8 protein-coding genes and 1 pseudogene are annotated in these 26315 nt (G+C 39.4%); 2 read left to right on the top strand and 7 right to left on the bottom strand.

All coding sequences use genetic code 11. The features are described from left to right. Window positions 1-22 precede the first annotated feature (22 nt). The 6 genes and pseudogenes from ANA7108_RS0121095 to ANA7108_RS0121120 form a co-directional block, all read right to left on the bottom strand. Window positions 23-394 (bottom strand): annotated as a pseudogene (locus ANA7108_RS0121095) (hypothetical protein); the annotation flags it as partial. Between the two features lie 153 nt (window positions 395-547). Then, window positions 548-1861 carry a TldD/PmbA family protein gene (locus ANA7108_RS0121100; RefSeq protein ID WP_016952816.1) on the bottom strand — a complete coding sequence of 438 codons (1314 nt, stop codon included), beginning with the start codon at window positions 1859-1861 and terminating at the stop codon, window positions 548-550. A gap of 161 nt (window positions 1862-2022) precedes the next feature. Next, the gene (locus ANA7108_RS0121105; protein WP_016952817.1) at window positions 2023-2883 is read right to left on the bottom strand and encodes a Tab2/Atab2 family RNA-binding protein; all 861 of its coding nucleotides are present in this window, start codon (window positions 2881-2883) and stop codon (window positions 2023-2025) included. A gap of 62 nt (window positions 2884-2945) precedes the next feature. Then, window positions 2946-12776, bottom strand: a complete 9831-nt coding sequence (locus ANA7108_RS0121110; protein WP_016952818.1) for a non-ribosomal peptide synthetase — start codon at window positions 12774-12776, stop codon at window positions 2946-2948. 321 nt (window positions 12777-13097) lie between these two features. Beyond that, complete coding sequence (locus ANA7108_RS0121115) at window positions 13098-19448, bottom strand: SdrD B-like domain-containing protein (RefSeq protein ID WP_016952819.1); 6351 nt, start codon at window positions 19446-19448, stop codon at window positions 13098-13100. Between the two features lie 545 nt (window positions 19449-19993). Beyond that, on the bottom strand, window positions 19994-20878 hold the full coding sequence (locus tag ANA7108_RS0121120) for an alpha/beta hydrolase (RefSeq protein WP_016952820.1): 885 nt from the start codon (window positions 20876-20878) through the stop codon (window positions 19994-19996). A gap of 224 nt (window positions 20879-21102) precedes the next feature. Here ANA7108_RS0121120 and ANA7108_RS0121125 point away from each other — a divergent pair, with 224 nt between their 5' ends. After that, a complete protein-coding gene (locus ANA7108_RS0121125) occupies window positions 21103-22083 on the top strand; it encodes a 1-acyl-sn-glycerol-3-phosphate acyltransferase (protein ID WP_016952821.1) in 981 nt (326 codons plus the stop codon). A gap of 319 nt (window positions 22084-22402) precedes the next feature. Here ANA7108_RS0121125 and ANA7108_RS0121130 read toward each other — a convergent pair whose 3' ends face one another. Further along, window positions 22403-24892, bottom strand: coding sequence for a COR domain-containing protein (locus ANA7108_RS0121130; protein ID WP_016952822.1), 2490 nt, complete (start codon window positions 24890-24892; stop codon window positions 22403-22405). A gap of 141 nt (window positions 24893-25033) precedes the next feature. On the opposite strand from ANA7108_RS0121130, the gene ANA7108_RS0121135 reads away from it, so the two are divergent. Further along, entirely contained in the window at window positions 25034-26098 is a 1065-nt protein-coding gene (locus ANA7108_RS0121135) for a DUF6765 family protein (RefSeq protein ID WP_016952823.1), read from the top strand. Window positions 26099-26315: the final 217 nt, after the last annotated feature.

A 26315-nucleotide genomic window follows, 5' to 3' on the forward strand; every position in this document is an offset into this window, starting at 1 on the left:
TAAAATCAACCAATTCTCATCCTTATTTCTGGCTTTCCAGAATTTCCTTCCCATTTAAAAGTTCCTGATCTTGTTCTTCGCTGACCTTAGGATACTTGAGATTCAGTTCCTGTAGCTGAGTGTAAATAATGCCCGCCACAACCAGACGAGTAAACCATTTGTGATCGGCGGGGATAATGTACCAAGGAGCATATTTTGTATTCGTGTGATTGAACATATCCTCATAGACACTTATATAGTCATCCCAAAATCTGCGCTCGTTCGCATCATTCACAGAAAATTTCCAATTCTTTTCAGGGCGATTAATCCGTTCTAAAAAACGTTTTTTCTGCTCCTCTTTAGATACATTGAGGAAAAACTTAAGGATGACCGTCCCGTTATTAACTAAGTACCTGAGCAAAATTAATTGAATATTTTCGGAACAAATAAAAATCCCTATAGTGCTTATCTGTTCCCTGTTAAGAGTTCCCTGTTCCCTCTCCTAAATGTACAATTAATTTTGCTTGGGTACTTACCTTTAGCTTTCGACTTTTTGAGGTGATCAGCATTAATTATTTTTGCCATTGATGGAAAGTCCTTCTACTATTAAAGAAGGCGTGTAACAAGCACCATTCCAATCAGCATCACCACCTAATTGAACTAATTGTTGGAGGGCTGTGTAGATGTTACCGGCAACCATTGTATCTTTAACTCTACCTATTATTTGGCCATTTTTTACTCGATACCCCAAATCAACATTGATGGAAAAATCACCAGAAATACCACCACTTTCTCCTAATATTTGATCGACAATTAAGCCATCTCCCATCTTGTGAATTAAATCTTGTAAGGATAGGGAACCAGGTTGGATGAGAAAGTTAAATAAACCGGGAGTGGGATAGCTACCCAAACCTGGGCGAAAACCATTACCAGTACTACCAATATTTAATTGTCGTCCGGTTGTGCGATCGCTATAAAAATTCCGTAAAATTCCGTTTTCGATAAACACCAACGACTTTGTCGGATGGCCTTCATCATCAAAAGGACAGCTATATGGTCCGGCTTCTGGGTCTTGATAAAGAGTCAAAATAGGTGCAACTACTGGTGTACCTAACCTTTCTCCCCAAGGGGAAGATTTTTCTAATAACCGCTTCCCGTTCAAAGCCGCTTGTATAGTTCCCCATAGCATATCTGCCGCTTTGGAAGTAAACAAAACGGGAACACGGCCTATTGGGGTAGAAACATTTTCTTGCGCCCAACTTAATCGCTGTAAAATTTGGTGAGCTAATTTTTCTGGGTTGAGTTCTCCTCGCTGAGTTTGTCCATCGGAAATACTCAAAAAGTCATCACCTCTGACCCATTCTGCTGACATATAGCAGCTAAGGGTGGTATCAGTGTAGTGACAATCTAAACCTTTACTGTTAATTAACCTAGTATTTTCTACATCACATTCCCAGTCGGTGCTACAGAGAACATCAGGATAGACTTCACGAATCAGTGCGATCGCTTCTTTGCCCCAATCTATCAGCATCTCCACTGGCACCGATTCCCCTACATCAGGGTAAGAGGTATGAGAGTTACTGACTAATTCTACTGATTCTGGTTGATTGAGTTGACTTAGAGCCAGCGATCGCTCTACCATCACTTGCGGATCGACAGAACCATAAGCCACCATCAGTCCCGGACAACCATTCAGCCACAGCCGTAATGCTGTACCTTCAGATTGGCTGGTTTCTAGTTGTTTAAGGCGATTAGCCTCAAATAACACTGGACGAGAAAGCGATCGCGATTGATACACTTCCGCAGCTTCTGCGCCAGATTTTAAGGACAGTTCTAGCAGATGTTCGGCTAGTGTATCTTGTGACAAATTTGCAGAACCCATTTCCCTTGATGAATTGTGGATTTTGGATTGTAAATCCCAGATATACGCAGTCCATTATCCCATCAGCGTGTCTTAACAGTTGTAAATTTCGTGGGAATTGGGTATTGGTCAGAAGAAAGATCAAAAATATTCCCTATTCCCTCATTTCCTGTTGCCGCTGGTTACAAATTCACCTCTTGTAACAGCCAAAATCCCGCAAAAGTCTGAGATTGAGGATCAGACTGCACCCCAATAAAATGTACCCCATTGGCTTTTTCCTTTGCTTGTGCAAAGCCTTTAGCCTCAGCTAGGAGTTGAGGAGTTCTGATATTAGCTACAATCCAGCTTTCTGTTGCGCCGGTTTCTAAAATTAATCTGTCCCCTTGCTTGGTGTCAAAGTGCAAATAAGCCATCTCTAAACCAGACATCCAACCAGCCAAAGGTAAAGCTCTAGGTGAGAAAATCAAAATACCAGGAATGCGAGCTTCAGGTGACAATTGCGCCAACTCTAGGGGGAAAGATTCACCAAAGCCAATTTCCCAATCTGGCATTTCTGCCAAATCCGTAGCTTCTAAACTCACAAATGCCCATTGTTTACCTTCCAAAGCATCTGGTAAACGTTGAGGTAAAGGTCTCTCTAAACGCACCGAAGCATTAGTTCCCCCTTGATACCCTGGTTCCTGGGGATAAACTTCCTCACTCCGCTGTTGTAACCACTGGTTAAGAACCAAAGTGCGACGACTAGATAAAGCTGGAATCCCCACATCCTGACAAGCTTTAGTAATCATGTTATTCATTTGGCGGCGGAAAAAGCGAATTTTAATCGGCGCTTCCCCTGCTTTCTCAATTGCTTCTTGTAACGCCGTCCGCAACCAACCCGAATTTACCTGAGTACTGGGGCAATATTTAGCGTAGCGAAACAAAGAATCAGTTTTCGTGCGAATATCTGAAGGACTTTCACAAACTAAAACTTCCCAAACTTTTTTCTGATTTTCGTCCAAAATCGGACGGGAGTAAAAATCGAGTTCCCAAATACTGCCCATGTTTTGCGGTGAAATCTGGCGAGTTTATATTTTCTTATATTTCCACTCTACCAGTTCACTGCTTAAGTCTGTAAACAGCGCCTTAACTTTTCAGCCAAAACGGAAACATGAGGTTCGGCCATCAGACTGTTATGATTACCAGGAATATCATGAATTTCTAAGCCACCAGCAGCTAGTTCTGACCACCTTTGCAAATAAGGGGTAGATTCTTTAGTTTCATCAACTGCTTTAAAAAAGATCACTTTACCTGCATAAACTGTTGGACAATAATTTCTGTAAGCATGAAGGATGGCATCTCTAACAGCTAAATGGCGAAAAGAGTGAGGTAAAGGCAGATTCTGCTTCACATAAAATTGATAGACAGTTTCTGTGATTTTATCCTGAATTCGTCGATGAATTTTTTCCCAAACTAAGATTATCTGCTGTTGAAGTGTCAAATTATGAAAATAACGGCGATTACGCTCAATCATATCCATTAAACGTAATCTAGATTCATAAATACCAGACTTTGTTTTTACTGACGGAGATAAAGAACTTATAACTGGATGGGATACAGGTATCATTTGGGGGGGGAACGCATCAAAAATAGCTAACAATTCCACAGTTTCTCCTAGTGCATACAGCTGTTGCGCCATTTCATAAGCTATCACCCCTCCTGCACACCATCCTCCCAGTAAATATGGTCCATGAGGCTGAACAGTTTGTATTTCTTTAATATAGTGAGATGCCATATCTGCAATACATCTATGAGGAGAATTTTTACCATCCAAACCCTGTGCTTGTAAACCATAAACAGGTTGATCAGCATCTAGTTTTAATAACAAATTCAGGCTATATATCAAACCTCCATAAATAGTATGAATATAGAAAAAAGGACGTTTTGAACCATGAGGTTGAATTGGTACTAATGAAGACCAAGAACTTATGTATCCTTCGTCCCGCAGCATATTAGCTAATTGCCTAATTGTTGGAGCTTGGAAAAGAATAGTTAGAGCAATATTTTTACCAAATGTTTTCTCAATTTGAGCAAATAGTTTTACAGCTAAAAGTGAATGACCGCCCACATCAAAAAAGTTATCATTTAAGCCAATAGGTTGAACACCTAAAACATTTTCCCAAATTTTTGTGAGTTGCAGTTCTAAATTATCGGCTGGAGTTGTATACTCTGTTGATTCAAGCTTTTTAAAATCGGGAGTAGGAAGCGCAAGACGATTAATTTTACCATTAGGAGTTAAAGGCAAAACATCAAGCACAACCAAAGCAGCCGGAACCATATAATCAGGTAACTTCTGTTTGAGGTACTGTTTTATTTCCTTGCTACTCACCTCATTTTTTTTAGGAATAATATAAGCTACTAATCGCTTCTCCCCAGGAATATCTTCTCTAGCAATGACAACAGTTTCTTTAACCTGGGAATGTTGATTTAAAACCGCTTCAATTTCTCCTAATTCAATCCGAAAACCCCGAATTTTAACTTGAAAATCTTTTCTACCTAAACATTCTATCACACCATTAGCTTTTAAGCGTCCCAAATCTCCAGTACGATAAATTCTCTTATTTCCACTGTGTAAATCATCTAAAAATGCCGCCTTTGTAAGTTCTGGTTTCTGCCAATAACCGAGGGCAATATGAGGACTACTAATAGCAATTTCACCACAAATATCAGTTGGGTTGCCCATATGATCCAGCAAAAGAATTTCCGTGTCATCAAATGGATAACCAACTGGCACAAACTTCTCAGTAATTTGCGTTTTTTTATCAATTAAATATTGGAGATTGAAGGAAGATTCCGTTGAACCAAGACCATTAACTAAAATACATTCATCAGCAAAGTATTTGTGATATAATTCCACATCACTTTTAATAACCTGCTCCCCTCCTAATAGTACTAAACGTACATGAGTCAGTCGTTTTGCTGCTAGTGATTCTTTTTCAGTTAATATTTGAATAAAACTACGATAAACAGTGGGAGTAGAATGATAGATAGTAATCTTATGTTCCTCTAGCCATGCCGATAAATCAGCTAAACCTTCTGTTTTGATATCAAATGGATAAAGAGTAGCACCATTTAAAAGAGCAGAAAAGATATCTATAATTGCCGCATCAAAACTGTAAGATGCAAATAAACTCAACTTATCATTTTGTGAAATATGGAGATTATTAGTATTATTTCTAATGAAATGCAAAACATTACGGTGATTTTGAATAACTCCTTTGGGCTTTCCTGTCGAACCAGAAGTATAAAGAATATAAGCAAGAGTATCTGGTGCTATTTCTTCGGTGATTTCTACAGCAGAGTCATTAATATTAATATCATCGATATTGATAATTGGCAGTTTTCTATCAGTTAATTTCTGAGCATTAACTAAATTATTGTTATTAGTTAAAACTACTTGAGCTTGTGAATCTTCTAAAATATATAAAATCCTGTCTTGCGGATATTTAGGATCAAGAGGTACATAAGTTTTACCTGCTTTGAGAGATCCCAAAATCGCCGCTATCATAGGTGCATCATGATCAAATAACAGGGCAATTTTAGCCTCTTTATTGGTAACAGTTTGTAGAAGTTCTTGGGCAATTTTATTAGCTTGTAGATTTAATTCTCCATAAGTCCATTGATAATTTTTTGTTTTCACAGCAATATTGTTAGCATATTTTTTGGCTTGCTGTTCAAACCGTGACGGTATTGATTGTTGAATCTCTTGTTTTTGGAACTCTATAAAGGCATTAGTGGGGCTAATCAGGTTACGCTGATGTGATAATTGATAACGCTCCTTTTCAGTTAAAATAGATAATTGAGAAATTGGTTTTTCTGGATTAGCAGATATCCCTTCTAGCAATTGTTGAAAATGCATTCCCATCCACTGAATTGTATCCACATTGAAGAGAACTTTGTTATATACAAATTGCAGATTAATTTGATTATTTTCGGCTCTAAGATAGAGAGATAAATCAAACTTAGAATCAATTTTGAAGCCAGAAACAGGTTCAACTTTTAAACCATTCAATTCCAGAGAAGTCTCCTCTAAATTGACCATATTAAACCAGACTTGAAATAAGGGAGTATGACTTAAATCTCTTTCTGGCTGAAGTTCTTCAACTAACTTTTCAAAAGGTACATCCTGGTGAGCATAAGCGTTTAAAGTAACTTGCCGCACACGACTGAGTAATTCCCGAAAACTAGGATTACCACTCAAATCAGACCGCAAAACCAAAGTATTCACAAAAAAGCCAATTAAGCCCTCAATTTCCGAACGATTACGTCCCGCAATAGGAGTTCCCACAATCACATCTTCTTGTCCACTATAGCGACAAAGTAATACTTTAAATGCCGCCAGTAGAGTCATGAACAAAGTTACACCTTGTTTTTGGCTAAGAGATTGAAGATTTGCAGTTAATTCAGGGGATAAAGTCAAAGCATGAGCAACTCCTTCGTATGTTTGTACTTGTGGACGGGGATAGTCTGTAGGCAATTGCAATACAGTTAAAGTCCCACTTAACTGCTTTTTCCAGTAATTCAATTGCGATTCTAAAACTTCTCCAGCAAGCCAATTTCTTTGCCACAGAGTAAAGTCTGCATACTGAATTATTAGTGGTGGTAAAGGAGAAATTAAATCATGACAATAAGCTGTATAAACTGCTTTTAATTCTTCAAATAAAACTCTAAAAGACCAGCCATCAAAAATAATATGATGAAAATTAAATAACAGCCAATGTTCTGTTTGATTGACACGCAACAGTTTGACACGAAATAGAGAATCTTCAGCTAGATTAAAAGGCTGCTGTGTTTCTTCTTTAGCTATTCTTTGAGCTTCTATTTCTCGTTGCTCATCAGGCAAAGATTGTAAATCAATGATAGGTAAATTGAAATTAATTTTGTTACTAATTACCTGAATTGGTTGTCCTTCTAGTGAGATAAAATTCGTGTGCAGAATTTCATGACGCTGTATGATTTGATCAATACTTTTTTCTAAGGCACTGATATTGAGTGAACCCTGAAGCCGCAACCTATAGGGCATATTATAAGCGGTACTGTTGGGTTCTAATTGGTCTAAAAACCAAAGCCGTTGTTGAGCAAAGGAAAGTGGCAGATTTTCTTGGTGCTTTCTCGGTTCAATCTGTGGTACTGGTAGACTATTATTGTTGCCAATTTGTGAGGATAATTGGGCAATGGTGGGACATTCAAATAGTAAGCGCAGGGGGATTTCTAAGTTAAAACTTTGTCTGATGCGGGATATAACCTGGGTGGCTAGTAATGAGTGTCCTCCTAATTCAAAGAAGTTATCATCAATGCCAATTTTTTCTACCTTGAGTACCTGAATCCAAATATTAGCGATAATTTCTTCTATAGGTGTGCGAGGGGCAACATAATTACTTTGATTAGCAGAAAAATCGGGAGCAGGAAGAGCGCGATAATCAATTTTACCATTAGTAGTTAAGGGGAAAGACTCTAACACCACAAAGCCAGAAGGAATCATGTAATCAGGTAACTTCTGTTTGAGGTATTCACGTAGCTCAATAGATATTTCTGATTGAGAGTTTTGGTTTGATTTAGAAATAATATAAGCAACTAATCTTTTATCACCAGGAATATCTTCTCTAGTAATAACTTTAGCTTCCCTCAAATTTGGATGTTGGTTTAATACTGCTTCTATTTCTCCTAATTCTATTCTAAAGCCGCGAATTTTTACTTGGTTGTCAATTCTTCCTAGATATTCAATATCTCCATTAGGTAAATAGCGAGCTAAATCCCCAGTTTTATACAATTTACTCCCTGCTGTCTTATCAAACGGATTAGGGATGAATTTCTTTTGTGTTAACTCTTTGGCATTGATATAGCCTTTTGCCAATCCCGCACCCCCAATGTGCAATTCCCCTGGCATATTGATGGGAACTGGTTGCAGATATTCGTCTAAAATGTAGGTTTTGACGTTACTTATAGGACGACCAATAACTGGCTTGATGTTAGCTATTTGTATTAAACACGCAGTAGTATCTACAGTGCATTCTGTTGGACCGTAAACATTATAAAAATTAATATTTTGAGCCTGTGCTAAAGTTGTCCACATAGATTCATCAATCGGTTCTCCCCCTACAAGTACATATTCAGGAGTATCATCTCTTTCCAGCAATCCTGCCCCAATCAACAGTCCCAGATGCGATGGTGTGCAGTCCAACACATCTATTTTTTGGTGCTGTAAGTAAGACAACATAGCATTTCCATCAAATCGCACCTTTTCTGGAACTATGTTCAAACTATGACCATATATCAGTTGAATAATCTGTTTAACAGAAGTGTCAAAAGTTAAAGACCCATTTAAACTGATTTGTAATGGTGAATTTGGGTGATGAGAATAGATAGCTTGATGTAGTCCATTGGCAAGATTCACAACGGAGGAATGCTGAATCATTACTCCTTTTGCTTCCCCTGTAGAACCTGAAGTATAAATTACGTAAGCTAAGTTTTCAGGTTGAATTTCACAAACAGGATTTGATTCTATTGCTTGAGAGATCAAAAGCCAGTCAGTATCTAAGCAAATCAGTTCTCCTTGGTGTTTTGGAAGCCTTGTGATTAGATGTTTTTGTGTCAATAATATAGCTACTTGAGCATCATCAAGTGTACGGGAAATACGCTCTTGAGGATATGTAAAATCAAGTGGCAAATAAGCTCCACCCGCTTTTAAAATTCCCAATATTCCCACAATCATTTCTAGTGAGCGTTCTACACAAATTCCTACTACTTTTTCTGATTTTACTCCTAATGTTTGCAAATAATTTGCTACTTGATTTGCACGTTGATTAAGTTCTCGATAAGTTAATTGTTGATTCTCAAACACCACTGCAACTGCATCAGGTGTTCTCTCTACCTGTTCTTCAAATAACTGATGAATACACTTATTTTGAGGATAATCTGTCTGAGTCTGATTCCATTCAACTAATAATTGATGTCTCTCTGGTTCTGCAATTAGAGGCAATTGCCAAATGTTTTGCTCTGGAGTAGCCAATATCCCAGATAATAACATCTGAAAATGTTCGATTATTCTCTCTATAGTAGCAGGAGCAAACAAATCCGTATTATATTCCCATTCACCTATTAGTTGGCCATTTTTCTCTTCCATCGACAGAGTGAAGTCAAATTTAGCAGTTTGTTTTGGTGGTTCTAAAGCTGTTAAATTCAAATTGGGTAATTCCAATTCTCCCATTGGTGCGTTTTGCAAAACAAACATCACCTGAAATATCGGAGTATGACTTAAATTTCTTTCTGGTTGTAGCACCTCAACTAACTGCTCAAAGGGGACATCTTGATTAGTGTATGCTTCTAAACATACTTGCCGAACTTGACCTAATAATTCTCTAAAACTAGGATTATTAGTTAAATTAGTTCGCAAAGCTAAAGTGTTGACAAAAAAGCCCATCAAACCCTCAATTTCTCGGCGGTTACGTCCCGCAATGGGAGTCCCTACAATTACATCTTTTTGCCCACTGCAACGGCAAATTAATACTTTAAATACCGCCAGTAAGGTCATGAATAATGTCACGCCCTCTTTTTGTGAAAGGGATTTGATATTGGCTGTTAATTCTGGTGATAAAACGAAGGTTTTTGTGGCTCCTGTATAGGTTTTTATTCTGGGACGAGGACGGTCTTTAGGCAATTCTAATACAGGTAAAGTTCCACCTAACTGCTGTTTCCAGTAATTCAACTGAGATTCTAAAACTTCTCCAGCAAGCCATTTTTTTTGCCAAAGTGTAAAGTCTGCATACTGAATTGGTAATTGTGGGAACTCTAAGGTAACACCCTCAGAATAAGCTGTATAAAGTGCTTTTAGTTCTGCAAATAAGATCCCAAAAGACCAGCCATCGAAAATAATGTGATGAATGTTAAATAACAGCCAATGTTCTGTTTGATTAATACGTAACAGTTTGATACGAAGTAGAGAATCTTCAGCTAAATTAAAAGTTTGTTGTGCTTCTTTCTTAGCTATTCTTTCAGCTTCTATTTCTCGTTGTTCATCAGTCCAAGATTGTAAATCAATGATAGGTAATTGGAAGTCAATCTTATTAGTAATTACCTGTGTTGCTTCCCCGTCAATAACAACAAAATTAGTATGCAGGATTTCGTGACGTTGAATGATTTGAACAATGCTTTGCTCTAAGGCACTGATATTGAGTGAACCCTGAATTTGTAATCGATAAGGCATATTATAAGCGGTACTGTTGGGTTCTAATTGGTCTAGAAACCAAAGCCGTTGTTGAGCAAAGGAAAGTGGTAGATTTTTTGACTGTTTTCTCGGTTCAATCTGTGATACGGCTAGACTATTATTGTTGCCAATTTGTGAGGATAATTGGGAAATGGTGGGATATTCAAATAGTAAGCGCAGGGGGATCTCTAGATTAAAAGTTTGTCGGATGCGTGATATAACTTGGGTGGCTAGTAATGAGTGTCCTCCTAATTCAAAGAAGTTATCATTAATGCTAATAGTTTCTAATTTGAGTACCTGATTCCAGATATCAGCTAGAATTTCTTCTGTAGCTGTACGAGGGGCAATATAATTATTACTTTGATTAGCAGAAAAATTGGGAGCAGGAAGAGCGCGATAATCAATTTTACCATTAGTAGTTAATGGGAAAAACTCTAATACCACAAAGCCAGAAGGAATCATGTAATCAGGTAGCTTCTGTTTGAGATACTCACGTAGTTGATGAGATATTTCTGATGAAGAATTTTGCTTTGATTTAGAAATAATATAAGCAACTAATCGCTTTTCACCAGGAATATCTTCTCTAGTAATAACTTTAGTTTCCTTCAGATTTGGATGTTGGTTTAATACTGCTTCTATTTCTCCTAATTCTATTCTAAAGCCGCGAATTTTTACTTGGTTGTCAATACGACCTAGATATTCAATATCTCCATTAGGTAAATAGCGAGCTAAATCCCCAGTTTTATACAATCTACTCTCTGCTACCTGAGCAAACGGATTAAAAATGAATTTATCTTCTGTTAATTTCGGTTGGTTTAAATAACCCTTTGCTAACCCTTCTCCACCAATATATAACTCTCCAGCTACACCGATTGGAAGGGGATTTTTTTGTTGATCAAGAATATATACTTTGCGGTTTGGTAATGGTCTTCCAATGGGAATATTTGTGTAAGATTCTATTGATGTAGTTTCTTGAGCAACTGTAAAAGTTATTGCTGTTATGGTTGTTTCTGTTGGTCCATAAGCATTGATTAAACGGATTCCCCTGAGTGGACTATTTTGCCAGATTTTTAAACTTTCTACTGGTAATGCTTCACCACCGCAAATAACTAATCTGAGTTGATTGGGAACAGTGTTAAAATCATTTTCGGTTAAATATTGTAACCATTGAGTGAAATAAGCTGGAGGAATATTAACAACTGTTAAATCATAATCAATTAATTTCTGATGAAATTCCCAGGGAGTTAATAATTTTGTATCAATTAAGATTAAAGTCGCTCCAACTGCTAAGGTTGGTAAAATTTGCTCTAAAGAAACATCGAAACTCAGAGATGCAAATTGTAAAATGCGATCACCGCAGCTGGAAGTTCTATCATCGCTCGAATTGAGTTGATAATGTGCAATGATATTCTGAGAGTGATGTGCGATCGCTTGATGGGAAGTTAAAACGCCTTTTGGTGTTCCTGTTGAACCAGATGTATAAATAACATAAGCCAGATTTTCCCGAGTTACACAACTTTGTAGGTTATTTGTAGATTCTGTGGAAATCTTCTCCCAGTCTGCATCTAAGTTCACAATTTGCAGCGAATTATTTGATAACTTAGCAGCTAAAGATGCTTGAGTTAAAAGAATGGAAACCTGCGAGTCCTCAATCATAAATCTGAGACGTTCTTGAGGATAAACCGGATCTAGCGGTAAATAAACACCCCCAGCTTTGAGGATTCCTAATAACCCAATAATCCTAGATAAAGATGGTTCTAAACACAATCCTACTAATTTATCGGCATTAACTCCTAATTTTCGCAGATAATTTGCTAATTGATTTGCACGTTGATTAAGTTCTTGATAAGTTAATTGTTCATTCTCAAATACTACTGCAACTACATCTGGTGTTTTCTCTACTTGTTCTTCAAATAATTGGTGTATGCATTTATCCTGGGGATAATCCGTCTCACTTTGATTCCATTCAACTAATAATTGATGTTTCTCTACTTCTGTAAGTAAGGGAATCTTAGTAAGAGTTTTTTCAGGAAAATTGATTATATTTGTTAATAAAGTTTCCAGATGTCCTAACATTCGAGTTATGGCATCATCTGCAAATCGAGTTTGTTGATAATTGATTTTTAGTAATAAGTCTGATTCTGCATCAACAGATAATATCAAAGGATATTCATTATGTTCAATAAATTCTAATTCTTCATGATTTCCAAATATTACTAGTGTTTCAAATAATGGTAATTCTAAAGGAATGTCACTCCATTGCTGAATTTGTTCTAGAGGAGTAAATTCACACTCTGTCAAAGTAGACCATTGTCCTTGTATTTCTGTCAACCAGGATAAAACTGAAGTATCAGGTTTAACGGAAACTCGCACAGGTACAATATTAAAATCAGGGTTTTCGGTAGTTGAACCAAACAGAATATCTGTTTCTCTAGTGTATTGACTTAAAAGTAGAGCTACTGCTGCTTGAATGAGAGTGTGAAGACTTAATTTATTGTTTTGGAAAAATGTAGTCAAATCTGAAGTTTGACTGTTTGATAGGTGAAATTCTTGGGTCTGACGAGATAGATATAAGGAGGCGGAAGGAGTCAATAAAGGTAATGTAACAGGGGCTGTGAAACCGCGCAAAAAATCACGCCAGAATCTTTCAATATTTGAGCCGTAATTAAGAGAGGTATCTTCTATATTTTTCATAATTAATCTAAGTTTTTCATTCTAATTTGTTCTGACTAAATTGTCTTAACTAGGCATCACGTCAAGTTAAATAATTATACCAATTCAAAATCCAAAATTAAAGTAGTTGTCATGTATTTAGTCCATAATTTCATGAATGTATTTCTTCTTTTTCTATTACTATGGTTTCAATCTTTATGCGTCTTGACACGAAACTTTCATGAAGATGTGGTTGATTATCTAAAAAGAATTTGATTCCCCCGTTAAACCCAGAGTTTAACGGGGGAATCTTTAGTTTAAGTTGGAAGCACTATCACTAAAATTGGTATTTCTAGCGATTTATTATCCTCCGTAGAAAACGCCATCTGCAAGACCCTTACCATTGTTGTAATCATCCAGTTTGCTATTGATTGCATCACCAGACTCTAAAGGATAGAGAACATTGGTGTTCAAGTTGTAGGGACTTGGTGAACCGGATGCACTGGAAGTACCTTGACTCCAGTAGCTATTAGAAAGTTGAGGGCTATAAACATTACCAATACCTGTCATTTGGTAAATTGCGCCATCACCTTTCTTATCGCCATTTTCGTCTGGAGTGAAGGCTTGTAACCAATTAATGCCTTCGCTGATGTAATATCGTTCATCCTTATCGGTTGGATTAGCGGTGTCAATGGGATTACCAGCAAGATAATTCAACCAACCAGCAACCAAGGAGCGACCAAGATCGTACCGCTTATCTCCGTTAGGGTGCTGTGAGGAATCAACCATCTGGAGTGCTTGTGCTTTGGTGTAGAAGAGAGTATCTTCACCTGCATCAGTTTTGCCATTGCGGTTGTAGTCACCGATGAGTAGCCCGATGTCATACTGTCCGCTCACAGGATCAAGAACTTTTCCAGGTTCTGCGGAGTTCGTATAAGGTGCGAAGAGAAGATCGCTTTTGGCGAAGTTGGGCTGTGTTTTTTGTGCAGGTTCGTTGCCTTGGATACCATCCCAGAAAGTCTGCCAGGTGGAATTTGCCCAGAAACCAGGAGTACGTACACCAGGTGCTGAGGGGAGGTTTAAAGCAGCAGTCACGGTATCAGTATCGGTAGCAATGTTGTTGCCAGTGTTGGTGTCGGTGAAACCAGTTGGAGCTGTTACCTTAGCGGTGTTAGTTAGAGAAACGGTTGTTGGTGCGACAGGTTTCTGAATATCCAAATACCGAATTTTGAATTGATCGTTGCTATCATCGGTCTTGGCGGCGATAACTAGAGTGTTACCTAGGTTTTGATTAGCATTGATATCTGCCCAGCGATCGCTGCTACCACCCAAGTTAACTTCAGTGAAACCAAAGCTGTCGAGAATTGAGTCGCTTAAAGTCGTGATGGTATTGTTAAAGTTACCGATCCAAACAGTGGCATCACTGTCATCAACGACATATTGCAGGTAGGCGCTATCAATCACAACCGATTCAGAGAATTGGAATAGGACGTAGTTATCTCTGCCACCGCCGTTATCAACGCGATGATAACTACTGCTTTCGTTGCTATCAGTAACACCTAAGCCACCAGTGTAGCTACCGAGATAGGCCTTATTCCAAGTTCCATTTTTGCCATCAACACGACTAAAGGCGCTTGCTGTAACGGAAATGCCGTCCTGTGTAAACGTCCGGGTATTTCCATCTGTTCCATCCGTCGAACTATTGCCATTGAAATCAAACGTGGTGTTTGTATAAGTGGGGGTAGAGGACACAGCGTTGGCAGCTACTGTACCATTAACTGTGTAAGTTATACTACTACCACCTGTCAGGGTGACATAATCGTTGATGCTGCCTGTGCCGCTGGTTTGATTATCTGTAGCTCCCCCTGTTGCCACGCTTGTCCAAGTCACGTTGGTCAGCAAGGTAGGCATTACATCGCTAACCAAGGCGTTTGTGGCGGTCATCAGACCATTGTTGCTGACGACGATAGTGTAGGTTAACTCCTGTCCAGCAGCGACTGTCGTTAAACCGTCGGTTTTGGTAATTGACAAGTCGCCTGTTTTAACTGTAGGAGCAGAACTTACAGTATCAGTATCGGTAGCACTGTTGTTGTTGGAGTTAGTATCGGTGAAATCAGCCGGACCTGTAATCGTAGCCGTATTGGATAGGGTTCCGGGTGAAGTAGTTGTGAGTTTACTGATGTCTAAAGTGTTGACTTTGAAATTATCATCAGTGTCACCAATTTTAGCCGCAATCACAAGTACATTGCCTGCAACATTGCCACTATTGATATCAGCTGTGCGAGTGCTACTACCACCGTTATTAACTTCAGTAAATCCTAAAGTACTTAATACAGTGCTGTTGAGATTGATATGGTTGTTGAAAGGATCGTTTACAGTTCCAATCCAGATCGACATATCGCTGTCACCGACGACATAGCCCAAAGATGCTTTATCAATGACAACGGATTCCGAGAATTCAAACAGGATGTAATCATTGCTGCTGCCGTTGTCTACAACATGCAGATTACCGCTACCATCTCCTTCATTGGAGTTGGTAACTCCTAATCCACCGCCATAGCTGCCGAGATAGGCATTAGACCAAGTAGTGCCATTCAGCTGACTAAAGGCACTTGCCTTCACCTGAACGCCGTTAGTGGCAGTAAATGTCCGAATATTACCAAGGGTTCCAGAAGTTGCTGTGTTGCCACCTAGGCTAAAGGTTCCTACACTGCCCACAGTCGGTGTAATCGGAGCTACAGTCCCGGTGACTGTATAAGTGATGCTGCTACCCGCTGTCAAGGTGACGTAATCGTTGATAGAGCCTGTACCAGTGGTTTGATTGTCTGTAGCTCCCCCTGTTGCCACACTTGTCCAAGTCACATTGGTCAAGTTGCTGGGCATGATATCGCTCACCAGGGCATTGGTAGCAGTTATCAGACCATTATTTTGAGCCACAATGGTGTAGGTGATTTGCTGTCCAGGTGTGACTGTCGTTAAACCGTCGGTTTTGGTAATGGACAAGTCGCCGGCGTTTTGATAAATCCCTGCATCCAAAGTCGGGTTATTTTCACCAGAAGCAAGAGTGATAATTTGGGTTTTGCCAGTGCTGGTATTAGCATCGGAGTCTAAAGCATCATCAGTACCTGCATCTGCTTGAGTAAACTGATATCCCGCAGGCAGATTAGAGAATTCAACTTGATATTCTTGTCCAGGTGTTAGTCCAGAGAAGTTATACCGACCACCAGAATTGGTAGTTGTGGTGATAGTGGTGTTATCAGCAGTAGTACTAATCAGTCCATCTACTCCCCCACCAATCAGGGTGACGGTTACGCCTTCTACTCCTGCTTCTGAAGCCTCTTGAATGCCGTTGTTGTTGACATCATAGAATACGAAATTTCCTAATGAAGCTGTCTTATAGAAGCCTGAATCAACTGTGGTGTCATTTTCTCCAGGAGACAAGTTGACGACATCGGAGATGAGTCCATCGCTATCAACGCTATCATCACCACCAACATTGGTAGGACTTACGCCATTAAAGCCTGTGGGTTTGACAAACTGAACTTTGTAATCTCCTGGTTGCAGGTTAGTGAAGGAGTACAATCCATTGGCATCTGTGCTAGTGGTGGCAATGAAATTACCATCTGCATCCAATAGGTTAACAGTAGCCTCAGCAATGCCTTGTTCCCCTACATCTTGAATACCGTTGGCGTTGTTGTCTTCAAAGACAAAGTTACCTAAGCTGGCTAGTGGTACTAAACCCGCATCTAATGTGCCGTTGAATTCTCCACTTGTCAGGGTGACTGTTTGAGTTAAGCCTGTGCTGGGGTTAGCATCGCTATCTAGGGTATCGTTTCCACCTTGGTTAGCTTTGGTGAAACTATAACCACTTGGTGATGTGAATTGAAGTTGGTAGTCTCCAGGGGTTAAGCCACTGAAGTTGTAACCACCGTTAGCATTGGTTGTGGTTGTACCAATAACACTGCCATCTGCAGGGTTAATTAACTCGACTGTTACCCCACTAACTCCGGCTTCTGAAGCATCTTGAATGCCGTTGTTGTTACTATCGTTGAATACGAAGTCTCCTAATGAAGCTGTCTTATAGAAGCCTGAATCAACTGTGGTGTCATTTTCTCCAGGAGACAAGTTGACGACATCGGAGATGAGTCCATCGCTATCAACGCTATCATCACCACCAACATTGGTAGGACTTACGCCATTAAAGCCTGTGGGTTTGACAAACTGAACTTTGTAATCTCCTGGTTGCAGGTTAGTGAAGGAGTACAATCCATTGGCATCTGTGCTAGTGGTGGCAATGAAATTACCATCTGCATCCAATAGGTTAACAGTAGCCTCAGCAATGCCTTGTTCCCCTACATCTTGAATACCGTTGGCGTTGTTGTCTTCAAAGACAAAGTTACCTAAGCTGGCTAGTGGTACTAAACCCGCATCTAATGTGCCGTTGAATTCTCCACTTGTCAGGGTGACTGTTTGAGTTAAGCCTGTTGTGGTGTTGGCATCGCTATCTAGGGCATCGTCTCCACCTTGGTTAGCTGTGGAGAAACTGTAACCTGTTGGTGATGTGAATTGAACTTGATAATCTCCGGGAGTTAAGCCACTGAAGTTGTAACCACCGTTAGCATTTGTGGTGACGCTGGCAATAATACTGCCATCTGCGGGGTTAATTAACTCGACTGTTACCCCACTAATTCCTGCTTCTGAAGCATCTTGAATGCCGTTGTTGTTACTATCGTTGAATACGAAGTCTCCTAATGCGGCTGTCTTGTAGAAGCCTGAATCAACTGTGGTGTCATTTTCTCCTTGAGACAGGTTAACGACATCGGAGATGAGTCCATCGCTATCAACGCTATCATCACCACCAACATTGGTAGGACTTATTCCGCTAAAGCCATCGGGTTGGACAAACTGAACTTTGTAGTCTCCTGGTTGCAGGTTAGTGAAGGAGTACAATCCATTGGCATCTGTGCTAGTGGTGGCAATGACATTACCATCGGCATCCAATAGGTTAACAGTAGCCTCAGCAATGCCTTTTTCCCAGGCTTCTTGAATGCCGTTGGCGTTACTATCTTCAAAGACAAAGTTACCTAAACTGGCTGGTACGAGTTCACCAAAGTTGTTTCCAGTACCATTTGTGCCTGAAGTTAGGGTAATGGTGCTGATGTTGTCGTTACCTAATGTCCCACCTTGAGTACCAACGCTGTCTTGACCATCTAAGTAGGCAGTTGGCTGAGTTTCTGTCAGGGTGTAGTTTGTGCCGGGACGCAAGTTGGTAAATTCGTAGTTACCATTGACATCTGTTGTCGCAGTAAGGCTGACTGCGTTGCCTAAGTCGTCTGTACCTGTCAGGTTAATGGTTGTTCCTTCAATGCCTGTTTCTGTGGCATCTTTGATACCATTATTGTTGGCATCTACATATACTGTTCCAGATATGCTTGATGCTAAGACTTCACCAAAGTTGTTTCCAGTACCATTTGTGCCTGAAGTTAGGGTAATGGTGCTGATGTTGTCGTTACCTAATGTCCCACCTTGAGTACCAACAGCATCTTTACCATCTAAGTAGGCAGTTGGCTGGGTTTCTGTCAGGTTATATGTTCCCGGACGTAGGTTGCCGACTGTGTAGTTACCGTTGGCATCTGTTGTGGTTGTTACAGTTACAGCGTTGCCTAGGCTATCTGTACCTGTGAGGGTGATGATTGTTCCTTCAATGCCTGTTTCTGTGGCATCTTTGACACCGTTGTTGTTGGCATCTACATATACTGTTCCTGATACGCTGGCATACTTATAGAACCCAGCATCAATAGTTTGGTTGAATTCTCCAGGGTTTAAAATGATCACATTGGACAATAAACCGTCGGAATCCACCGCGCCAATGCTTCCCTGTTGCCGAGGACTTACCGCATCAAAGCCAGTGGGAGTAGTAAATTGCACCTGATAGCTTAAACCTGGGGTCAAGCCTTTGAATTCATATAAACCACCTGCACCAGTAGTGGTGGTTGCTAAAATTTCATTACTTTCGATGATTCCATTGCTATTGCTGTCCCGTCCCAAATTGACAGCAACTCCTGTAATTCCTGATTCACCTGCATCTTGGATGCCATTGGCGTTGAGGTCGTTCCATACGAAGTTGCCCAGTTTTGCTGCTTTAACTTGACCTAAAAGTGGTTGTTTAGGTGTTATCGAGCCATTGCTATTAACTACAAACGGGTCAAAAATGACTCCAATAAATTGATTGGTGTCGGGAACAAAGTTTTCGCCGTTTGCCTTAGCCAGATTGACGATAGAAGTAACATCGCTGGCAACTACAGACCCGTCTTTTGTTAAATCACTACCATTGGGATTATAAGTGTCCCCCAGTAATGTCCAAATGGCTGCCTGAACTTCACCGTAGTTATATTGAGGATTAGCCGTAAAGTTTTGGTTAATGATCCAGTTGACCAAATCTAAATTATATAAGTTACCTATCCTCGCTGGCGTTCCCAATGTTGCCAACGGAGCTAGTTCATAACTGGAATAGACATTAGCTGTATAGGTGGCGTTAGCGTCAATGCCAGTAGCACTGTCCAAACACCAAGCGTCAATGACACCCTGTTGGTTGAAATAAGTATAAGTATTATCACTACCAGCACCAGTAATTGATACTACGTCCTTATAGCTAGGTGTATTCTGTGGTCCGCCGGCAGGGGTAACTGTGATTTTTACTTGAGGTTGCGACATAATTTTTTACACTCGATTAACTAATCAATCTCGCTGATTATCAAACAAGGATTCATCTCTGTAGATAGAGTTGTTTCCTTTTGAATTGTTCAAATTTTTACTTATTAATAGAGTAAATTATATAACCGTAGTATTTTTTAAAGCTTCAGTAAATTTACTTTTTAATCCATGAAGTTACAATAAATATCGCCTCTAATTAATGACTTCATTCGCACCAGTATTAGCGGGATTAGCCGGGTTTATACTGTTAAAGTTATTGCTAGAGCTTAGACTCAATTAGTCATGTTCAATAAAAAAGGGAGTCTGATTTAATACAGTCTCTCCCCCTTTGGTAAAAGCTAATAAACGGACTACCATTACTTATCTGCCAATATAAAATTGGTCAGACTAAAAGAATGCCGTCAAGTAGCTTATAAGCACTGATATAGAGCTAAAAATGCTACATTTAATATGCGTTATCTAGAACCCTTGTAGGGATTTTTCCTGGAACGGCTCTACATTCTTTTTCGGAGATGTCTAAACAATTGACCACTAATTGTTACTCATCACTCATTACTCATAACTGGCTCTAATTGTCCCTTTTCAACCGATAAATGCTGATTCATCCAAGTCTCTAAATCAGCCAGCACTTCATGATAATTGATGTCACAGTGTAAATCATGATAAGCTCCCGGATACTCAATACGTAGCTTATCTGGGTAAGTCACTCGCTGGTAGAACAGTTCACTTCCCCCAGGTAAAGCCACTCTGTCAGCACCACCATGTAAAATTAACAGCGGTATCTGCCATTCTGCTGCGTGAGCATGAATCCAGTCTAATGTCGCAAAGAATTCTGTAGATAAACGGGCTGTGGCACGGGTATGGCGTAATTTATCCTGATTACAGGGAGTCACAATTTCCTTATTCCGTGAACCAGCAGCTGTGTCTAGTCCAATATTTAGGGAAAAACGCGGCCACACCTGCGACAGCATTTTCCCTAAAAGTATTCGTATCGGTGGTACTCCTACTTCTCCAATACTGGGGGCAAAGGCAATCACACCTTGCAATGCAGATGTATCTTGGGGATAGTGCAGAGTGTAGTCTAAAACTATCATTCCACCCATGCTATGACCAAAAAGAAAAATTGGACATCCTGGTTGCTGCTTCTGAATCATCTCTTTGAAGGCTCGAACATCATCCCGAAACTCAGCCCAAGTATTTATGTAACCTCTTTGACCAGGTGATTGTCCATGACCACGCAAATCTAAACCATAAACTGCATATTGTTTAGGTAGCAAATGCTCAATTACATTTTTGTAAAGTCCGCTGTGTCCTCCGAGTCCATGTACCAGAACTAATATCGCCCTTACCTTACCCTCTGGATTCCAGCTTTGGTAATACAGATCAAGTCCCCCAACACCTTTAAATGTGCCTACGCTGTGGTAAATCATAGGGTTTATTTTTTACGTTCTTTCCCAGCAAGCTATTAGCCTATCAACGTACATTGTAGGGAAATTTGCTTCTAACTGTGGGAGGAATTACAGAAATTTTGGGTTTTTATGACAGATTTCTCTAAATATTTTGGTGTCTTGGATATGACAAAAGGTAAGTATAATATGTAGACTTCTGACCGAGAAGTGTTTTAGAGTAAATAATCAAGCATTCTGATTTGTTCATGAATATTTCTTCGAGCGAATCTTCTCCTGAAATCTCATCTGATGCAGACTTGATCTCCAGTCATCAGCCGGAATTAGAAACTTTACTACCTGTGACTGACGCAACTATCCAGCGGGTGCGGGAAGGTGTAGCCGCAGCGAGCGATCGCTCTATTCGTCATACTATAGAAACTACTCTCAATGGGCTATCGGCTATTACTCAAGAACATTGGGAACCGCGAGTTAATGCTAAGATCAGACGTTGGGTAGTGCGATCGCTCATTCATTCCCTATTCAGTGTCAAAGTTGAAAACATTGAAAATATCCCGCCCACACCAGCTATCTTAGCTGCTAACCATCTTCACCACTTTGACCCATTGGTTTTACTCTCAGAAATTCCCACCCAGCCCCACTATTATATTCTTGGTGATGCTCGCACTCTCTATAACAAATGGTGGAAACGCTGGATTTTGGGTTTTGCCGATGGTGTTATTCCTTTAGAAAGAATTTGGGGTGAAGAACAGGCTGTTATTGCTGCTGCTAAAGCCGGACGAGATGATTTACAAGAACTTGCTCAAGTTATTAAAGATACCGTTAATCCTGGTGGAGATATCCAGACAATCCGCCGCATAGATCGCATTGTGGCCGCAATTTTAGCCCGTGGAGATGGGTTGATGATTTTTCCTGAAGGAAGATTGGGAACTGCTGAGGGTCATTTGCATCCCTTCAAACGCGGGACTGTAATTTATGCTTTGCGGTCTGGAGTGCCAATTGTACCGATATCATTAATTGGTACTCATGACTTATTTTTGAGGAAAAAGTTAACAATTCGGGTTGGTAAACCTTTATATTTTCCCCCAACTACAAGACCAAAGCGTCAGGAAATAGATTCAGCTTTGGAAGCGTTACAAAAAGCGATAGGGGCTTTGTTACCTACAGATTATCAAGAACCAACGGGGATAAAGTTATTACAGAATTTTCTGAATCGGATGTTGTTGTAAAAGGAAGTATTGCGATGCCTGCGGCGGGCGGAGCCATCGCTTCACTCATGATACTGCATACATTACATAAAACCCCACCCCTAGCCCCGCAAGCGAGGAGGGGAAAACAGTAGCCCCCTCTCTGTTTACGGAGAGGGGGTTGGGGGTGAGGTTCCGAAATGTAATTCACCCAACAAAAAATTGCTATAAAAAGGAAAACAGTAGCCCCCTCTGTTTACGGAGAGGGGGTTGGGGGTGAGGTTCCGAAATGTAATTCACCCAACAAAAAATTGCTATAAAACAGTATTTTAAAGTTTGTTTTAGAAATAAGTAAAGTTATTTATTCTGCTTCTAAAAATCCTTTGATGGTTTCTGCTGGAATACTAAAAACAGGATGATTAAATATTGCTTTTAATGCTTCTAATCCACCAGCTTTAAGTGCCGCTATTAATCTGGATTTTAGTGTTGGGTTGCGTTTAATTTCTTGATGAATGGCGTTTGTAATTCCTTCATTTGTGGCTGTTTGATTGTTTTTAGATAATTGGTGAAGCAGTTGTTGAATTTCAGCTGCGGCTTCGGCTAAATTCTGTTTTTGTTCTGGTGTGTAATTATTTTGATTGAATGTGACATTACTACCTGATTGGGCTGTATCTACAAATTGGTTATTTGCATTTCTTTGGTCATACTTAGATTGATAAGATTCTGACATGGAATTACTCTCTGATTTTACATGAATATGAATTACATTATTAAAGGATTCTTTTTTCTGGTTGTCAAGTTCATTTTGTAACGGTGTAACTGAGGTTTGCAGTTCCCGATTTAATTCTTGGGTTTTTAGATTTACATCATCAATTAACCTACGAATATCAACCATTTCAAAACTATTTTCGCACTCAATCTTATAGCGTCCAACATACAAACGTTTACGTAATGATTCTAAAGGATAAGCATAAGGTGTCTGACTTCCTTCACATTCTTTGCAGTTACAAGGAACAAGAGTATCATATTTCAAACGCTCAAAAGAACGATGTATTTTGTCGAGTTCGTGTGTGATAACTGTCAGCAGTTCTTTTTTACGATTTCCGGTAACACGGATTTTAATTTCCTTTTGATTGTAGTTTTCAATCACTTCAGCACGAGTTTGATATTGATTGAGAATAACGCCACTTCTCCAAACCTGTTTTTGTTGTTCAATCCAAGGGTGTGTTTCGACAATTAAGCGAGTGATAATACCCTTGGGCATGAATTCATATTTGTAGCGTAAAATTAAATTATGGGATTTATCCCAGATATATTCAGGTTGGTTGATATCGAGTAATTGCGGTGCAATATATTTACCATTACAATGAGGAATTGGGTAACAAAGTTTAAACCGCATCATCAATTGCAGCAGTTCATCCCTCATCTCGCTATATTCGTTATCTTGCCAAATTTCTGCAAGATTATTTTTGGTAAAACACCCTAAGTTCTTAATGACATTTTTATTATCCAGCACTTTGTAAACTGCCGTAGTCCCCCATTCTGGTTTGAGGATAACATAGTGTTTAAGTGTAGGATCATCTTGGAAATGCAAGCAAACACCGAGGTCGTGCAAATAGCGACTTAGTAGCAACATATCCTCACGTTTAGTTAAGCTATGAAGTTTGCAAAGTTTGTAGTATTCTTCAAGACTAATAAAGTTGCGGGAGTCTTTTTCTAGGTCAGAACGGACTTTCACCCAGATTTTTGGTAGAGGTGTACCAACATGAGGAAGTTTATTTATGTATTGCTGAATAGAGTTTTTAATTTCTATTAAACCACGATTAGTCGCTAAGTTAGTTGGTAAAACTTCTTTGAGATTTAGAAATTCTCCTCGCAATTGGCGTTCATTGACTTCGCATTGACGGTCTTGTTTTTCATTTTTAATAATTAAAACTGGGCTACTTTCACTCAATAGTTCGACAACTTTCAGCCAATAATAAAAATCTGTATTATCTTGGCGTATATCTGCAACTAAGGCATAGAGAGAACGTTTAGTCAGAAAAAATTGGTGAGTTTGGTGGTAGATTTCTTGTCCACCAAAGTCCCAGATATTAACGCGAAATTCCTGACCATTATCTAGATTGAATTTCCACTGAATGACATCAATGCCTTCAGTTGATTTTTCATTTGATTGAAGTTTGTAGTTTCCATCTTCAATTTTTTTGGCCAAAGAAGTTTTACCTGCACCTCCTTCACCGACAATTAAAAATTTTGCTTCATATAAATGCTCAACTGTTTGTTCTAGCTGTTGCCGATAAAAGCTAAGAATTGATTTTAATCCCTGTTCTATTATTTCTGGTGGAAGATTGATTATTTCATTGCCTTGAAGTTCAAGCTGCTTCAAGTGAATGAGTTGTCCTATTTCTGGTGGTAGACTCCTCAGTTGATTGTTTCTGAGGTCGAGAGTTCGGAGGTTAGTAAGTTGTCCTATTTCTGGTGGTAGACTCCTCAGTTGATTGTTTCTGAGGTAGAGAGTTCGGAGGTTAGTAAGTTGTCCTATTTCCGGTGGTAGACTGCTCAATTGATTGTCACTGAGATAGAGGGTTCGGAGGTTAGTAAGTTGTCCTATTTCCGGTGATAGACTGCTCAATTGATTGTCACTGAGGTCGAGAGTTCGGAGGTTAGTAAGTTGTCCTATTTCTGGTGATAGACTGCTCAGTCGATTGTAACTGAGGTCAAGGAATTGCAGGTTGGTGAGTTTTCCTATTTCTGCTGGCAGACTACTGAGTTTTCTTACGCTAAGGTGAAGTTCTGTTACACCATCCATAGCGGCTTCTTCGATTACCTGTAGTAGTTCTGCCTCAGTCATGAACAATTACTGAACTGTGATTACTAGAGTTTAGCAAACAGATGTCGCAGTTTAATAACCGCTATCAGGTAAAAAATTACGCAACAGCGCCCAAATCGTTATAGTCTATACGTAAATTCCCTAACTCATAATTGACTGAAGATGCAAATAGACTTTCATCATGGTGTCACCTACGTTGTAGCGCGACTAGCGGGTTTTGACCACGAAGAGGCGAGTACCGTCGCTTACTGCGCCCAATATGTAGATGATGCTATCAATAGCGGTTTAATTCGATTCGATAATGGGGCGATGTTTACCCGCATTAGTTCTGCACACAAGATGTTAGATTATCGCAATTTTCAGGCGTTAGCAATTCATCATGTTTGGATTCCTTTTCATTTTTTACCTGGAAATGGCGGAAAACCAGCAGGTGAAGATCCTGAAGGGAAGTTTATCGAAAAGTTGATTTGTCGTCCTAATAGTTATGTCGCGCAGCAAATGGTGCGGGAATGTATCCAACGCCGTGAAAGTGCTTATAGTTTGCATCGTCTGGGTATTACTATGCACGTTTATGTTGATACCTGGGCGCATCAAGGTTTTGCTGGTGTTAATCATCGAGTCAATGAAGCAAGAAAATTACTTGATGAAAATGATCAACCTGATCGGAATTTGATGGATAGATTGAAGAATTATTTTGTTAGTGAGGCTTTACCTTTAGGACATGGTGCGGTTTTAAGTCATCCTGATAAGCCGTTTTTACGTTGGGGTTATATTAACGGTAGGGGTGAAAAAATTAGCCGTAATAATCCTGAAGATTTTCTGGAAGCTGCTGATAATATGTGTAAGGCTATGCAGCGTTATTTAAAATGTGATGCTGATGCTATTGTACCAGGTTTACCAGAACCAGATAAAAGTTTAATTGCCTTTATGCTGGAAAATATTAAAGATATTAAGGGTAGTTTACGTCATCAAAAATGGCTAAGTGCAATATCCCAAGGTCAATTTAGTTTTGGTGCAGCAAATATTAACTATATTCCCAAGGGTAAAAGTTCCTGGAAATACCTCGCTTTGGGAACTGAAAGCCGCGTTGATAAAGATAATGAGATTTTTCCCTATCATCCCAGTTTCCTAGTCAGCAATTGGAAATTATTTCATGATGCTTTACAAGCACATCAATTCTATATTATTCACGATTTGCTACCCCAATATGGAATTTGTGTCGCGTGATAAGAAGGTAAGAGGATATATACTAAAAGCGGTTGGAAACTTTACTTTTAAACGCAGAGGTTCGCTGAGGTAAACGCAAAGTGACGCAGAGTTTTTATTGAAGTTTTCGCTTTGAGTTTTGTTATCCTCATAATGTTGAGATATTAGCCGTTTTTCAAAAATTAAAATATCAAATAGAAATCTTAATCCTGTTAATCCTTAAATCCTGGAAATCCTG

It is taken from the genome of Anabaena sp. PCC 7108 (assembly GCF_000332135.1).
Taxonomy (GTDB): Bacteria; Cyanobacteriota; Cyanobacteriia; order Cyanobacteriales; family Nostocaceae; genus Anabaena.

Excerpts from the sequence above, each read along its gene's own strand:
- ANA7108_RS0121105 (WP_016952817.1), bottom strand. The coding sequence starts at position 2,883 with ATGGGCAGTATTTGGGAACTCGATTTTTACTCCCGTCCGATTTTGGAC.
- ANA7108_RS0121110 (WP_016952818.1), bottom strand. The coding sequence starts at position 12,776 with ATGAAAAATATAGAAGATACCTCTCTTAATTACGGCTCAAATATTGAA.
- ANA7108_RS0121130 (WP_016952822.1), bottom strand. The coding sequence starts at position 24,892 with ATGACTGAGGCAGAACTACTACAGGTAATCGAAGAAGCCGCTATGGAT.
- ANA7108_RS0121135 (WP_016952823.1), top strand. The coding sequence starts at position 25,034 with ATGCAAATAGACTTTCATCATGGTGTCACCTACGTTGTAGCGCGACTA.
- ANA7108_RS0121100 (WP_016952816.1), bottom strand. The coding sequence starts at position 1,861 with ATGGGTTCTGCAAATTTGTCACAAGATACACTAGCCGAACATCTGCTA.
- ANA7108_RS0121125 (WP_016952821.1), top strand. The coding sequence starts at position 21,103 with ATGAATATTTCTTCGAGCGAATCTTCTCCTGAAATCTCATCTGATGCA.
- ANA7108_RS0121115 (WP_016952819.1), bottom strand. The coding sequence starts at position 19,448 with ATGTCGCAACCTCAAGTAAAAATCACAGTTACCCCTGCCGGCGGACCA.
- ANA7108_RS0121120 (WP_016952820.1), bottom strand. The coding sequence starts at position 20,878 with ATGATTTACCACAGCGTAGGCACATTTAAAGGTGTTGGGGGACTTGAT.